General features: G+C 53.9%; 12 protein-coding genes and 2 tRNA genes. 8 read left to right on the forward strand and 6 right to left on the reverse strand.

Going from position 1 to position 15200, the window contains the following annotated elements; all coding sequences use genetic code 11:
* Positions 1-77: 77 nt before the first annotated feature.
* From QMQ05_RS04380 to QMQ05_RS04390, 3 genes are read right to left on the reverse strand one after another with little or no spacing between them, the layout of a single operon-like run.
* Positions 78-2426 (reverse strand): GNAT family N-acetyltransferase, encoded by a 2349-nt coding sequence (locus QMQ05_RS04380; protein WP_345473338.1) that lies wholly within the window; start codon positions 2424-2426, stop codon positions 78-80.
* Positions 2427-2437: 11 nt separating this feature from the next.
* A complete protein-coding gene (locus tag QMQ05_RS04385; RefSeq protein ID WP_345473340.1) occupies positions 2438-3781 on the reverse strand; it encodes a lysine N(6)-hydroxylase/L-ornithine N(5)-oxygenase family protein in 1344 nt (447 codons plus the stop codon).
* Positions 3781-5304 (reverse strand): pyridoxal phosphate-dependent decarboxylase family protein, encoded by a 1524-nt coding sequence (locus QMQ05_RS04390; protein WP_345473342.1) that lies wholly within the window; start codon positions 5302-5304, stop codon positions 3781-3783. The genes QMQ05_RS04385 and QMQ05_RS04390 overlap by 1 nt, the downstream gene beginning before the upstream one ends.
* A gap of 328 nt (positions 5305-5632) precedes the next feature.
* Here QMQ05_RS04390 and QMQ05_RS04395 point away from each other — a divergent pair, with 328 nt between their 5' ends.
* From QMQ05_RS04395 to QMQ05_RS04405, 3 genes are all read left to right on the forward strand, one after another.
* The gene (locus QMQ05_RS04395) at positions 5633-6880 is read left to right on the forward strand and encodes an MFS transporter (RefSeq protein ID WP_345473345.1); all 1248 of its coding nucleotides are present in this window, start codon (positions 5633-5635) and stop codon (positions 6878-6880) included.
* Between the two features lie 43 nt (positions 6881-6923).
* Complete coding sequence (locus tag QMQ05_RS04400) at positions 6924-7997, forward strand: glycosyltransferase family 4 protein (protein ID WP_345473347.1); 1074 nt, start codon at positions 6924-6926, stop codon at positions 7995-7997.
* A gap of 139 nt (positions 7998-8136) precedes the next feature.
* A tRNA-Asn gene (locus QMQ05_RS04405) sits at positions 8137-8209 on the forward strand.
* Positions 8210-8401: 192 nt separating this feature from the next.
* On the opposite strand, the gene QMQ05_RS04410 is transcribed toward QMQ05_RS04405, so the two are convergent.
* Positions 8402-9364, reverse strand: a complete 963-nt coding sequence (locus QMQ05_RS04410; protein WP_345473349.1) for a methyltransferase family protein — start codon at positions 9362-9364, stop codon at positions 8402-8404.
* Positions 9365-9707: 343 nt separating this feature from the next.
* On the opposite strand from QMQ05_RS04410, the gene QMQ05_RS04415 reads away from it, so the two are divergent.
* The 4 genes from QMQ05_RS04415 to QMQ05_RS04430 all read left to right on the forward strand — a co-directional run bounded on the left by QMQ05_RS04415 (position 9708) and on the right by QMQ05_RS04430 (position 12961).
* Positions 9708-10547 carry a phage holin family protein gene (locus tag QMQ05_RS04415; protein WP_058255280.1) on the forward strand — a complete coding sequence of 280 codons (840 nt, stop codon included), beginning with the start codon at positions 9708-9710 and terminating at the stop codon, positions 10545-10547.
* A 90-nt stretch (positions 10548-10637) separates the two neighbouring features.
* On the forward strand, positions 10638-11549 hold the full coding sequence (locus tag QMQ05_RS04420) for a DMT family transporter (protein WP_345473352.1): 912 nt from the start codon (positions 10638-10640) through the stop codon (positions 11547-11549).
* Positions 11550-11600: 51 nt separating this feature from the next.
* Positions 11601-12788 carry a glycosyltransferase gene (locus tag QMQ05_RS04425; protein ID WP_345473355.1) on the forward strand — a complete coding sequence of 396 codons (1188 nt, stop codon included), beginning with the start codon at positions 11601-11603 and terminating at the stop codon, positions 12786-12788.
* A 99-nt stretch (positions 12789-12887) separates the two neighbouring features.
* Positions 12888-12961 (forward strand) — tRNA-Ile (locus QMQ05_RS04430).
* Between the two features lie 52 nt (positions 12962-13013).
* Here the strand turns inward: QMQ05_RS04430 and QMQ05_RS04435 are convergent.
* Together QMQ05_RS04435 and QMQ05_RS04440 are read right to left on the reverse strand one after the other, a co-directional pair.
* Positions 13014-13325 (reverse strand): hypothetical protein, encoded by a 312-nt coding sequence (locus QMQ05_RS04435; RefSeq protein ID WP_345473358.1) that lies wholly within the window; start codon positions 13323-13325, stop codon positions 13014-13016.
* Positions 13326-13406: 81 nt separating this feature from the next.
* The gene (locus tag QMQ05_RS04440; RefSeq protein ID WP_345473360.1) at positions 13407-13949 is read right to left on the reverse strand and encodes a M23 family metallopeptidase; all 543 of its coding nucleotides are present in this window, start codon (positions 13947-13949) and stop codon (positions 13407-13409) included.
* 394 nt (positions 13950-14343) lie between these two features.
* Here QMQ05_RS04440 and rpsB point away from each other — a divergent pair, with 394 nt between their 5' ends.
* Positions 14344-15168, forward strand: coding sequence for a 30S ribosomal protein S2 (gene rpsB, locus QMQ05_RS04445; RefSeq protein ID WP_013348325.1), 825 nt, complete (start codon positions 14344-14346; stop codon positions 15166-15168).
* Positions 15169-15200: the final 32 nt, after the last annotated feature.

The following is a 15200-nucleotide window of genomic DNA, read 5'->3' on the forward strand; positions in this document are numbered from 1 at the left end:
ACCGTGCGCATCGGTAGGTGAGCAAAATACATCGCGCCGCACGATTACTGTGCGACGCGATGCAAAATTATTGAGTTTTAGTTCGCGGCAAGCACGGCGAATGCCAATGGATTCTGCAAGTCACCGGCGTAGAGCAGACCACCGGACTGGTCGGTCAGATCCAACATCTGCTGGTTATTGCGAAGTTGCAAGCGGTTCAGGCAGGAGAGTGGGAAGGACTGTTCAAAGAGACCTAAATCGTCAAAGCGCTGAGCGAACTCAGGGTGCGCGGCCCGGTAATCCAGCAATCGTTCCACCACGACCTTCCAGAAGTCCGACTCTGGCAGAATTCCTTCCACATCAAGTAGCGGCGCAAGGAATCTGAAGAAGGAGTCAAAGACGTCGGTGAAGACCGAGAGCACTGGATCGCCGCCGGTACGCACTCGACGGATTTCTTCAGGTAACGCGACACGATCCGAAAGGACTGCAATTTCTTCGCCCAGATCCTTGAGTAGGACCTTCTTCACCGCCCCATTCTCCAAAATCATGATGACGTTCTCACCGTGTGGCATGAAGACCAGATCATAAGCTGCGAGACAGTGAACCAAGGGAACCAGATAAGCATCGAAGTACTCGGTGAGCCATTGTTCTGGATCCAAACCACTGCGGCGGATCAGCGCTGCGGCAAAGGACTTGCCGTTGGCATCCACGTGCAGGAGGCTGGCCATGGTGGCCAGAGTTTGGCCCTCTTCAAGAAGATTAATGGGCGACTCGCGCCAAAGCGCTGCCAACATTTTGCGCTGGGCGGCGCTCTTCTCGGTGGCTGCCTCGAACTGCGGATTACGGTAACCCACGGCCGCAATTTCGCGCAGGAGTGCCACGGGTTGCTGTGAGAGCACTGGATCGTTCTCAAATAGCTCACCGAGCCACTGGTTAATGGCGGGAGTGACCTTCATATACTCTGCGCTCAAACCACGCATGAACCCCATATTGAGGATGGACATCGCAGTCTTGACGTAGTGACGGGATGGGTTTGAAAGGTTAAAGAACGTGCGAATCGACTGCTGCGCCTGGTACTCATCCTGGCTGGTGCCAAGCCAGATGAGCTGCTTGCGGGCAATGTCGTTGGCGAAGGTGATGGACAGGCGATTTTCCCACTGCCATGGATGGACCGGGATGAAGATATAGTCTTCGGCCCGGTAGCCGGTCCCGAATAGTGCTCGATTCAGCGCCTCATCAAGCTGTTCACGTTCACCGATGTTGAGCTCGGTGGCGAGCAAGGATTCGTAATCCAAGGTGTCAATGGCGTCGAACTGGGCACGGGATTTGTGCGCTGCTGCCCAGCCGAGGTTCAGTGCAGCCCCGGTTTCTGGAGCGTAGCGCAGGTAGTCGCTGCGTCCCACACCCATGCGACCGTTGTTCGCGATAAAGCAGGGGTGTCCCTCGGTCATTGAGGACTCGACGAGTTGGAAGGACTGCGCCGCTGTGCCCGGGAACTGGGCTAAGGCGGCCGAATCGTGCGTGCTATGAACCTGCTTGTAGCAATGGCTGGACAGGGTGGAAGAGAGCTCTTCCAAGTAGGTCGGTAGCTGAGCGTCTGAGAGGGTGAGCTCGCGGTAGAAACGAGTCACGAAGTCAATGACGTCTATTTCTGCTGGTTGCCAGGTGCCATCGATGAATTCGTGGTGTTCTAGGCTCTGGGGTTGAACCAACCAGTGATTGAGCTGGAACTGACGTGCAGCGAAGAGATAACGGTGTCCGTCCTTCTGAACCGAGTAGGTGCCGTCACCGTGATCAGCCGGTTCCAGCAATCGTTCGTGGGAAAACTCGCCCAATGCCTTGGCCAGCACGTGACGGTTAGCCCTTTCCCAGTTTTCGGGGGACAGGAACGATGAACCAAGATTGTGACCAGTTGCCTTTTCAAAATCATTACGGGTGCAGATGGAGAGCAAAGCCCGTTTGATCGTGCCATCGTGCTCAAGAAGTTTAATTGGGCGTACTGGACGGAATCCGACGCGGGCGTTCAGCGCATGAATGGCCTTATTGCGCACATCGGGTTCAACGATGATCCGCTCGACACCAGGTGCGGCAAACGCATGGTTGACCGCAGCAGTCATCGCCTCCTGGGTGAATCCAGGTTGTGGGTTTTCGCTGGCGGGGGCAAGGAAATGCAAGCCCCGGTCGCCGCGTACGTAGTTGTACGCCTGCGCTAACGGTGAGGTTGCCGGGTTGTACAGTTCGACGAGGAATCGGGGTTGTGCCGAATCATCGATTCCCAGCAGCACCTCGTAATCCTCGGTGGCCAGCAGCGAAGCGTACTCGGTGGCAATTTCTGCCTCGGTGGCCTGGGGCATACCCCAAAATGTGGCGTGTTCGGTGGCGATCCAGGAGTGCAACAAGGCGGTATCTTGTGGCAGCTGAACGGATCGAAAAGTAAAGGTGGTCATCAAGTAAGTCCTTAGGCTTGCGCGGTGGCAGTGGCGGCGGTGGGCAGTCCGGTCAATGCTGCTGCTCCGAATTCTTGGAAAGCGATGCGTTTTTCGACGTGGTAGATTTCGCGACCTACAAGTCGGTTGATGATCACCGAATTGCGGTACGCACCCATACCAAGATCTGGGGCGGTGAACCCGTGCGTGTGTAATTCGGCGTTTTGCACGAAGATGTCTTGCTTGAGGCCGATCGAGTATTCGCGGTCCACATTAAAACGACCGTCGGCGAGGTAGTCGACGCGTTCGGTGATTCCGCTGAGGAAGTCTGGAACACCTGCTCGATAGCCGGTAGCCATCACGAGGTGATCGACTTCGAAGTCAAGATCCTGTTCGGTGCGTTCGTGACGTAGACGCACTGAGATGTTCTGCCCTTCAGCGGTGATGGCGGTGGCGGCGCAACCGGTACGCAGGTGAACGTTGGTTGCCTTCTCGATGCTGCGTTCGTAGAGTTCCTCATGGATCTCATTGATCAGATCGGCGTTGATTCCCTTGTATAGACCCTTTTGCTCGGCGGAGAGCACATCGCGCTTGTCCATGGGCAGGGCATGGAAGTGGTCGATGTACTCGGGCGAGGTCATTTCCAAGGTGAGTTTGGTGTACTCCAGCGGGAAGTAGCGTTCGGAGCGAGTAGCCCAAATCAGGTGGTCTTCGGGCCGAAGGCTGCGCAGTAAATCAAGGAAGATTTCTGCTGCGCTTTGACCACTGCCCAAAACGCAGGTGACCTTTGCCCGAGCATTGTCATTCGGTGCCAGCAGCGCATCACGCTGGAACAGGTAGTCGCTGGAATGGACCACCTTGCCGCTGCTTAAAGCACTGTCGCTAATGACTGGTGGCAGATATGGCTGGGTGCCGGTGCCTAGCACCAGCTTTTGTGCGGTGAAGTGGTTTAAACCTGCTTCGGTGACAACCGACAGATGATAGAGGCCGTCGCGGTAGGTGGACTCTAGCACTCGGTGCCCAAAACGTACGCTGGGAATGCTCTGGGCTGCCCAGGCCAAGTAGTTGGAATATTCCTGGCGCAGTGCATAGAAATCTTCACGGATGTAGAACGGGTAGATTCGGTCCTGCCCCTTGAGATAGTTCAGGAATGAATACTTGTTGGTGGGGTCAGCCATGGTGACCAGGTCCGCCATGAATGGCACCTGAAGATGCGTTCCGGGAAGCATCATTCCCGGGTGCCAGACAAACTTTTCAGCAGCGTCGAGTACTGCGACCTTCAAATCAGCAATACCGTCGGTGAGGGCGGCAAAACCTAGGTTGAAAGGTCCGGCTCCAATGGCGATAACGTCGAAGTGTTCGCTAGATTGATTCATTATTTATCTCCGGTAGTGCGTTCGGCCAAGATCTCGGTTCCGATGCGGCAAATGGCATCAAGAATTTCGCTAATGTCGGCCAGTGTGGTGTTGGGGTTCAGCAGGGTGAGTTTCAGCAGGCGCTTGCCGGCCACCGTGGTGGCTGCGATCATCGCTTCGCCACTGGAATACAGGCGCTGACGGATCTGATTAGCCAAAGCATTATGCTCGGCGAGTTCCAGGGGATGCTCGGGATCCTCAAATGAGAAGACCAAAGTGCTTAGCTGAACGTCTGCTACCAGATGCAGTTGGGCGCGCATGGCTACTTCCTGCTGCGCATCTTCGGCCAAGGCGATCACCTGATCAAACATCTCACCTAAACGTGAGGCACCGAGCGTGCGAAGAGTGACCCACAATTTCAGTGCATCAAAGCGTCGTGTGGTCTGAAGCGACTTGGAGACTTGATTTGGTGTTTCTGCCGCTTCTGCAGCAGGGTTCAGATACTCGGCATAGTGCGCAATGGACTCGAAGCTCGATGATGCACGGACGATCAGCGCGCTGGAACCGATGGGCTGGAAGAAGGACTTGTGGTAGTCCACGGTGACTGAATCAGCCTGCTCAATTCCATCAAGACGGTGACGGTGGCGGTTCGAGACAAGCAATCCACAGCCGTAGGCCGCATCAACGTGGAACCAGGCTCCGACCTCGCTGGCGATTTCACGTAGCTGGACCAATGGGTCGATGGCGCCGAAGTCGGTGGTGCCAGACGTGGCTGAAATTGCCATGGGGACTAGGCCCTCATTGACGTCTTGGGACAAGCGGTTGCGCAAGGCCTGTGCGTCCATTCGGTGCTGGGCGTCGGTCGGTATTGCAACGGCTGCTTCGTAGCCCAAGCCCAGAAGCATTGCAGCATTACGAATCGAGAAGTGCGCGTCTTCGGAGCAGTAGATTCGGAGCTTAGCCAGTCGCTCGGGCAGGGAACCTTCAAGTTTGGCCGTCGCGGTGTTGCGTGCGATGAGCATGGCTTGGAGGTTTGATTGGGTTCCGCCGGAAGTGAAGATTCCGTCAGCGTTCTGTGGGTCAAAACCAATGAGTTCGGCAGTGAAGCTAATCAGCTTGCGTTCGATCAAAGTGGCACCGGCGCTTTGATCGAAGGTGTCCATTGAAGTGTTGATGGTGGTGACAAAATTTTCAGCAACGACGGCTGGAATTGCCACGGGGCAGTTCAAATGTGCGGCGTACTTCGTGTCGTGGAAGTAGACGGCGTCTTTGACGTAAAGATCGTTGAGTTCATTGAATGACTGATCCATGGTGCCCAACGGTGAACGCAGATTTACGTGATTAATCCGGTCCGCCATCTGTTGCGGGGTCGGTCCAGTAGTGGGGGCGCTGACGGTTGCGAACTTTTCTCCAACGAGCGATACCGCACGATGTGAAGCTTCTTCGAAAGCCTCGGCGGTGTCTGCGCAAAGCAGTGCGTCGTCGTAAAGCGGAAGTGGGACATCAGGGATTTGCAGGGTAGGTAGTGAGGCACCCAAGAGCATGCTCCTCAGATAGTGTCAATAGATATTTGGTCAGGCTCACCTAACAAGAATCTATTAACAACACAGGACAATTAGTTAATGCAAGCCGAGTAACTCAAATATTGAGAGGATGAGATTTTCTCGACATTTTCCGCCCACCTCGAAGTAACCTGTGGTAACTTACCGTCTGACTAGATGTTTGAAGGTTCATCTATTCAGTAGGGCGAGGTGTGAAGTGGAGTATTTTCCTCAGATTTAGTGAGTTGTGAAATAACACAAATCGTTCGATTGCAAATTCATGATGATCCAATATGCTCAATTCTTTAGACCTCGGGAGAAACGGGGCCCGATGGGCGAGCCTGATCGGCATGAACGAAGCCAGCGACATCTAGTAGGTTCGAACGCCACTGATGCTGCCGGTCGGACGCTGACGGACATCACGATCGACTTGCTGTTTGTCGGCACTTTGAGCGCAAACGCATTTGAGATGGGCCTGTTGAACACCCTTGGCTCCCTAGCCTTTGTCTTTGCCAGCATTCCGGCCGGTCATCTCGTTGATAAATACACGGCCCTACGGTTGTTGCGCATTGGTCTGGGCGGAAAACTAGTCGTTCTAGGGTGCCTGACCATCCTGGCTAGTAGCGGAATGCTGACCATCGCCATGGGAATGTTGCTGTGCACACTCCTAGGGATTTGCAACGTCTTTTCCGAAACTGCACAAACCTCCGCGGTGCCTCTGCTGATTGGTGATGACTCCGAATCGAGGACTGCACGTATCAGCAAGCTCATCGCGCGGCTCGGAGCAGCAGATCAAAGCATGACGGTGATTATTCCGGCGCTCGCCGGTACAGGCTTTACGCTCTTTGGCGCACCTGTGTTGCTTAGTGTTGCCGTAGCACTTTGCGTCTTGGCTTTCATGATGGCCTGGAGAGTTCGTACCTACCGCGAAGAGCAAATTGCTGCTGAAGATCGGGCTAACAGCGTCATCTCTGATTCGATGCTGGCTGGCCTAAAATATCTGTTTACTAACCGGCAACTTGCCGCCACTACCGTAGCGGTAGCGCTATCTAATCTGGGCCTAGCAATTGGATCTTCCGTGGAAGCCATCCTTGTCATTAATGATCTCGGCTTTGGCGAATTTGGGTTTGGGCTTTATGCCTCAATTGCGGGGATCGGCGGACTTGTAGGGGCATTGCTGGCAACCAAAATAGTTGACAAGTTTTCATCACCGAGGCTGTTCCTATGGACTGGAACGACTCAAATATTGCTGGCTCTGATGATGCTAGGCGCCGCTTTTACCAACGAGATGTGGAGCATTGTCTTGTTGGGTACCCAGGCATTGGGCTGGGGAAGCATTACCTTGATTTTTAACATTTCCGCTTCTTCATGGTTGGTTGAGATCACCCCGGAAAACATACTGGGAAGAGTGCTCAGCGCTCGTCGCCTCATCACCTTCGGGGCGGTTCCCGTCGGCAGCCTATTCGGTGGCGCGCTTGGCACTGTGATGGGAACGCCAGCGGCCTTGGTCGCATGGGTGGCGGCCAGCATGCTCGCGGTACTCAGTTTTGTGATCCTGCAAGAACCATCGAAGCGCTAGGCTGGAACGTATTGGAACCGAGAAACCTAAGGCAACTGCGCACGTGAAACTAGTTATCGATGCACGATACACCCGCATTACCCACCATGATGGAATTAGCCGATATACCGCTGGCCTGATAGCTGCCACCAGCAAAGTGGCCAATGTAGTCATGCTGATTAATGACACTCGCCAGCTTGCCATGTTGCCAGATGTTCCCTATCTGAAGATTTCGTCGCCAACGAGTGTTCTTGAGCCCTTCGTGGCTTTGCAGATCAATAAGCTCAACTCCGACGTCGTGTTTTCTCCCATGCAAACCATTGGAACTTTGGGCAGGAAATTCCCGGTCATCTTGACGCTGCACGATCTGATCTACTACGCGCATCCGCATGCACCAAAGTTCTTGCCGGCCCCTATTCGATTCGGATGGTTTCTCTTCCATCAGGTCTACTGGCCTCAGAGGTTGCTACTGAATCGTGCCGATGCTGTGGCCACAGTTTCACATACAACGGCCGGTCTCATGCGCAAACATCGTTTGACCAACAAACACATCGGCATAGTTTCTAATGCGCCGACCGGTGATTTTGCTCGGCGTGATCCAAAAGTTACGCCCAAGAAGACGCTGCTGTATATGGGGTCCTTCATGGAGTACAAAAACGTTGAGACATTGATTTGCGCCATGGAGCATTTGTCGGATTATGAGCTGCACCTGCTCAGCGGTATCAAAGAGCCACGTCGTCAGGAGCTCGAGCGACTGATTCCGCACGGAGCAACCGTCGTGTTCCACAACGGTGTGAGCGATCAAGAGTATGAACAGTTGCTCAGCGAATGCACTGCGTTGGTTACCCTTTCGAGAGAAGAGGGGTACGGGCTTCCGCTGGTGGAAGCGATGAGCATGGGCACTCCGGTGGTTGTCACGGACATGCCAATCTTCAAAGAAGTAGCCGAAGAAGCGGCCCTGTATGCCGATGCCGATGATGCCGCCGGATTCGCGCAACAAGTTCGTACCTTGGATAGGCCGGATACTTGGGCGGAATATTCTCAACGCGCGGTACAGCGTGCTGAGCACTACTCGTGGGAACGCTCAGCGCAGCAATTGCTGGAGCTAGCGAAATATGCGTCAGATCACAAAAAGTAAGAACCTTATTTACTCGTCGAATATGCGAGGTGAACAACGACAAATCGCGGGAAATTAGGGATAAATCAGGTTCGCTGGACCCACGGCCTCCCGATTTGAAAACCTGACTTGGCCAGTGCTAAAGTATTACTCGTTGCATTCCTCCATAGCTCAATTGGCAGAGCATTCGACTGTTAATCGAAGGGTTACTGGTTCAAGTCCAGTTGGAGGAGCTTACTGAAACCTCGGTTCACATTATGTGGATCGAGGTTTTTTCATTTTGAGACCACGGCTGAGTGCCGACTCATTTTTCCTTGAACCAGCACAGCACCGTACCAAGGAAGACCAGAGCAATTATTTCTCTGGGTTTCTGATGTAACGGTATAACGCAAGTTCCTGCGAAGTGATTCTGGGACAGGTAAATCTCAGTTTCGGCGGATGTGGATAGTGGGAACCCAGCACGAAACGTTGTTCTTGTAGTTCCTAAATTCTTCGGCGAAGTTCTCCTCCAGGTTCGCCTCTTCCTGGGGGCGAATTAACCAATTCCAGAGCAGTGATCCGGCGAGGGCATAAACTACCACGAGCCATGAACTCGATATCAGCCCTACTGCCACTCCCTGCGTGATTCCGGCAACTGCCATCGGATTCCTGACGAAGCGGTACGGGCCGGAAATGACCAATCTGCGGGGCATGGAAGAAGGTAGGGGAGTGCCTTGTCCTCGCGTTGACATGGTGACAGCTGACCAAATACCTAACGAGCTAGCCGAAATGAGTGCAAGGACACCGAAGAGGCGCAACTCGACAGGGAATTGAAGCATCACGTTCAATCGGCGCTCGATGACGAGGATTATGGCCGGGATAACGAAGAGGAACAAAGCCCAAAAGCACAGAAGTTGGCTAGCCGTACGCCAAAAGTGTCCTTTGACATTACGCTGCGGGGCCGTGCGAAAAGCAAATGGACCACGAATTAAATGCTCACTGGGAATTCGTCCTATGAACATCTGGATAGCAGCGAGTAGGGAGCAAACCCACGAAGCGATCATGATCAGTGTGCCCAACCCAGCGGTTGCGGTGATTAGTGAATAGATGAACATCGCAGCGGTGACCAAAGTGATCCAGGGAAGTACTACCCAGGCGCCTTGACGCCACCCGAGAGCCAGGAGTAAGGATCCCAAGATAAACAGCGGGATGTCGAACCACGCAATGAGCTGGGCCGGCAGTGTCCCGAGCGTGGCGTTGCGGATACCTGGAATAGTGAAAACGCCGATCCACCACATGGCACCGGCCAGCGACTGAATCAAGAAGTAGCAACGTGACCAATCGAGCTGACCCGAGCTTGTTGTCAGCGATCGGCGCTTGTTCAGCCTCTTTTCGAACGAATCCCGCATGAACTTCAGATTACGTTATTCAGATCTAGCTGGTCGGTGGCCGTGCCTAAATCCATCGCTAGAGAAGCCGGTGAAGTTGGGAGCAGATCCCGTGCAACACTTCGGTTCCGCGGTACTTGAAAACGGCTAGTGTGGCTAAGTAATTTGAAGTGGTTCGTAGGCATCGGCTGGATCTCCTATAACCTCAGGTGATTAGACGATAGACTTTCGAATCGTTAACAGTTACACCCACAGCATGAGTTTGAGCTATGGGTTTTACGTCTGAAGACTGAGTCGTTTGGGGTAACCGGGGTGCTAGCGTGAGATACACCGGTTGCTGCGCGATCGAGAATATGGAGAAACCGTGACTGAAGCTGAATCGACGCAAGCTGACGAAAGTTTAAAGTCGAGCGTCAAGAGTGCTAAGGCACAGGTTGATGGACTCAAGGAGCTTGTTCCCCAACAGCTCTCGGATGAAATCAAGCTCGCGACAACCGTGCTTAAAGGCAAGGGAATTAGCCTTGGTATGGCTGCGGCGTTTGCGGGTGCCGCACTCCTGGTGGTTCTGCTTTTTGTGATTGCCGTCGTAGTGACCTTGGTAAATGTTCTGGCTATCTGGCTATCGGGATGGGCCGCAGCGTTGATCGTTGCAGGCTTCTTCCTGCTCGTAGCCGTGATCTTGGGCTTGGTCGGATACGCCAAGGTCAAGAAGGCTCTACCGCTGAAGCCAGAAGCAGCAATTAGAGGTATCCGCCATGACTTGGGCGTGCTCAAGGAAGGTAGCCAGTTCGATGTCAGCACGCTCGACGAACCGTTGAAGAAGAAGACTGAAACAGACGAAGAGCACGACAAGAAGAAGGAACCAAAGCCGCCGGCACCAAGTGCTGATGAGCTGATCCTCCGGACCCGTCGTCGTCGCCGTCAGATTCAGGCCTTGCGTGACAACCTAGGCGAGAGTGTTCAGGCACCACTTGCCAAGATCGATAAGGTACGTTCATTTACGCAGAACGCCGGAGATAAAGTTTCTGGGGCAGCTGCTAAGGTTCGTGGATTTGTCCGACCTTCGTCTTCGTCTTCCGAAGATCAATCGGAGGCTGACAGAGCCAGTGGACAACGTATAGACCAGGCACGTCCATATCTGGTGATGGCTGGTTCAACGCTGGCACTGGGCGCAGTAATTCGCGCTCTATTCAAGCGCTCCTAAGTTTTTTGACTGACGGGGCGAAGTGGTAGCGCCCACGAGAACTGAGTAACCCCGTCTTGTATGAAAAATTTAGGTTAGAAAGGCACTGACATGGTTTGGATCGCTATTGCAGCGGCACTATGCAGTGCCTTTTGTCTTGCCTTTGGCGCCCACTTCCAATCTATTGCGGTGCGCAATTCCGTTGATGGGTTGGAGCTTACGCTCAAGAACGCGGGCAAACTCGCCACCAATAAAGGGTGGATGGGTGGCCTGCTATTGATGATCTTGGGCATGGCACTGAACGTCTTCGCCTTGGCCAGTGCGCCATTGACGGTGGTTCAGCCCATCGGTGCCATCGCCTTGGTGATCACAGCCATGGTCAATGCCAAAGAAACCGATATCACGATGAATCGCCCAACCGTGATGGCGATCATTAGTTGCATGGTCGGTTCGGTAGGGTTCGTCTTGCTGGCGGTGACTGCAACTAACAGCAGTCATGCCGTCACCGAAGAGCAATCACACCTGATCGAACTAATCCTTGCTGGGGTGGTAGCAATCGTGGGATTGGCCACGATCCTCTTCCATCGAAAGCTTGGAGCCATCTTCTTTATCGTTGGTGCAGGCGTACTTTTTGGTTTCGTTGCAGTCCTGGTGCGGACTATCGCTATCGCTGTTCTTGGTATTGGGAATAGTAGCTTCCTGCAATTGCCGTGGATCGCAGGCGTGGCCGTGGTCATCGCGGGGCTGCTTGGGTCGTATTTTGTGCAAAAGGCCTACTCAAAAGGCCCTCCAGAGCTAGTGATTGCCGGTCTGACCGTCATTGATCCGATCATCGGTATCATCATCGGAGCCAGTATTCTCGGTGAGCTGCGCCCGGATGTTCCGTTAGTTGTCACGGTGCTGATGCTCGTGGCTGCTGCGTTAGCCATCGTAGGTGTCGCCGCGTTGTCTAGGCATCACCCGGACGTTATCGAGCGCCGTAACCAGGCAGAGGCCGAAAAACTACGGCCAGAGTCGAAATAGACTAAAGATCCAGACTTTTATTCAAATCAAAATTCGTGTGAACGACTAAGGATGCCCGTGGCCAAGGAAAAACCACTGACCATTGTCATTGCAGCTGACACCTACCCGCCTGACGTAAATGGCGCGGCGATGTTTTGCTACCGGCTCGCCACCGAGATGCACGCGCGAGGACACCGGGTGCATGTACTGGCTGCACGAGGCAATAAGGGCAAGACCTTCACCGAAATCCGTGATGAAGCCATCGTTCACCGACTGGAATCGCATTCTGTGCCGACCCATGAATATTTCCGGATTGTCTTCCCCTGGGAAGTTAACAAGCAGATCGACAAGCTGCTCTCCGAAATCAAGCCGGATGTAGTCCACGCGCAAAGTCACTACATGATCGGTCAACGGACCATCGACTGGGCCAAGAAAAACAAGGTTCGCTCCGTGGCTACGAATCACTTCATGCCCGAAAACCTTGATCCGTTCCTGCCTTTCCCACGATGGTTCAAACGAATCGTTGCTCATAATTCTTGGAAAGATATGGGCAAGATTTTCGGCCGGGCTAACGCTGTGACTACCCCAACCCCATTAGCAGCAAAAGCCATGCGCGAGCGAGCCAAGCTTGCGAATGTATTGCCACTGTCCAACGGTATTGAAGCTGGCAACTATGAACTGGCACCTGGGGAACAAATCATCAAAAATGATTACCCAACAATCCTCTTTGTCGGACGACTTGCAGTCGAGAAGAACATTAACGAACTGATCGAAGCGCTGCCGTTGATGCGCCAAGTGCCCGACGCGATTATTGAAATTGTTGGTGGCGGCGAGCAGCGAAGCCACCTTGAAAAGATTGCTGATGATCTTCAGATCCGTGACCGGGTTCGTTTCCTGGGACATGTCAGCGACGAAGAACTGCGCCTGGCCTACTTGCGTTGTGACGTGTTCTGCCAGCCAGGTACCGCTGAGCTGCAGTCATTGGTGACCCTTGAAGCGCTTTCTGCGTCGAAGCCTGTTGTGCTTGCGAACGCCATGGCCCTGCCACACCTAGTGGATGAAGGTGTTAACGGGTACATGTTTAAGCCGGGGGACCGAGAAGACCTCGCGCGGAAACTGGATCAGATCTTGTCTATGGATCCTGAACAGCGGCAGAAGTTTGGCGAAGCTGGCCACCATAAGGTCCTGAACCACGCGCAAAAGAAAACGATGGACTCCTTTGAAGCTCTCTACCGTGGCGAAGTGGTTTCAACACATTGATACGTGTGACGGCCAACAGCGAGCCAAATCGGTATTTTGGCTAGTGATGCCCTAGAATATTTCGAGTGTGGTTGCAGACATCAAGTCGTGAACACATGTGGGGAGTTAGCTCAGTTGGTTAGAGCAGGGGACTCATAATCCCTTGGTCGTCGGTTCAAGTCCGTCACTCCCTACAATTGAAAATCGCCCGGTAACTCATGTCAACGAGTTACCGGGCGATTTTTGTCAGGCCAGGGGATCTTTATCCGGATGCTGAGGATGGTGCTGAATGACCCCGGGGCGAAACTCGGCGTCGCGGCCTGCAGCCATATTCTCAAAAGCAGTGCTGGCATCCCGTAGTGGCTGGAAACCTTCGCGAAGGTTTCCAGCACGCCGTGCCACGACAAGTCTGCGAATGAAGCCTGCAACTAACGCCATGCCGAACAAGATGAAGGGTATGATGCCGAAACCCGGTTTCGTTCCGTCTTGCCACAAACCGTAGATCATGCCAAGAACTAACGCAGTGATGCACGCGGTAATGATCAGTGCTTTTTTCATGGACCGCCCGTCTCTCTGTGCCTGACTTGATGACTTTCATTCTATCGAAACATAGGAACAAAGCAGTAGGGGCAGTGTTATTTATTGGTTTAGCGGCAACAAGATGGACGGTCGCAGATCACGAATGAGCAGAACCGGATCAATGTATTCGCCATTTAGTCGCACGCCCCAATGGATACATCGGGCAGAGCAGTGTGCTCCGGTTCCCACATTTCCCACGTGCGCTCCGGGCTGAACCCAGTCGCCGACTTTCGCCTCGGCGATGACAGGTTCGAGGCTAGTTTTGAAACCATTGCCGTGATCAATCACCAGCACAGGGCGGTCCACTACTCTCGAAACGAACGTGACTTTCCCTCGCTGCGGAGCAAAGACTTTGTCTCCTTCACTGGCACCTAGGTCGACTCCTCGATGCCCAGGAAGCCAGTTTTCCGCTGGCTTATCAAAGGGCTCGACGATTTTAGGTTCACCGGCCAATGGCCACCGCCAACCGTTACTTGTCGATAACGCTGCCGGCACCGGTGGCTGTGGTTGGCTCGGTGGGGCGGTGCTAACCGTTGTCAGTGCAACACTGATGGTGATCAGCAGGAGTCTGGTGATGCGCAAAAGAACAACTTTGGTTTTCATTCTTTTAGCGTCTACAGATGCAAGGCGTGAGGCTTAACCAGCGGTACGAATTGTGGGTAAGTCGATGGGCTCTAGATCACGGTACTGAGTGCCTTCAGAAGCGATGCGTGTAGTACACTTGAAACAGCAGTTTCCTGTCATAGTTGTGTCCAAAACCGGGTGCAACGGGTAGGGAGCTGACTTCGCGTATGAGGTTCCACAGGCAAATATGTCTGTGGCCTGAGGTTCCAGTGGTCCGAGAGAATCGGTGGACCGACGGCGAGATGCCAAGCATCTTCGGGGCTCATACTAGGGCAGATATCCACAATGGCTATTTGCATCAACCCGAACAACTAAGAGCAGTTACCGCGGGCGCTTGTGTGCCCGGTCCGCCACTGCTGAAAGGAGTTGCGACATGCCAGTCGTAACCATGCGAGAGCTGCTTGACAGCGGCGTCCACTTCGGCCACCAGACCCGTCGCTGGAACCCAAAGATGAAGCGTTTCATCTTCACCGAGCGCAACGGCATCTACATCATCGACCTGCAGCAGTCGCTGTCGTTCATCGACCGCGCTTACGAGTTCGTGAAGCAGACTGTTGCTCACGGCGGCACCGTACTGTTCGTTGGTACCAAGAAGCAGGCTCAGGAAGCAATTGCTGAGCAGGCTAACCGCGTTGGCCAGCCATACGTGAACCAGCGCTGGCTCGGCGGTATGCTGACCAACTTCCAGACCGTTTCCAAGCGTGTTCAGCGCATGAAGGAACTGGAAGAGATCAACTTCGAGGACGTTGCTGGCTCCGGTCACACCAAGAAGGAACTGCTGCTGCTCAAGCGCGAGCTGACCAAGCTGCAGAACAACCTCGGTGGTATCCGCAACCTGACCCGCACCCCTTCGGCGATCTGGATCGTTGACACCAAGAAGGAACACCTGGCAATCGACGAAGCTCAGAAGCTGGGCATCCCCGTTGTCGCCATCTTGGACACCAACTGCGACCCAGACGAAGTTACCTACCCAATCCCAGGCAACGACGACGCTATCCGCTCCGTCAACCTGCTGACCCGCGTTGTTGCTGACGCTGTGGCCGAAGGCCTCATCGCCAAGAACAACAAGGCTGCAGGCAAGTCTGAGGGTGCCGCTGAGCCAATGGCTGAGTGGGAGCGGGAACTGCTCGAGGGTGAGAAGGCTAAGGCTGAAGCTCCTGCTGAGGAAGCTGCAACCAAGGCTGACGAAGCTAAGTAGTCACCTGCGTGACTCTAAGAGTTTGCCTTGAG

It is taken from the genome of Glutamicibacter sp. B1 (assembly GCF_039602135.1).
GTDB classification, from domain to species: domain Bacteria; phylum Actinomycetota; class Actinomycetes; order Actinomycetales; family Micrococcaceae; genus Glutamicibacter; species Glutamicibacter ectropisis.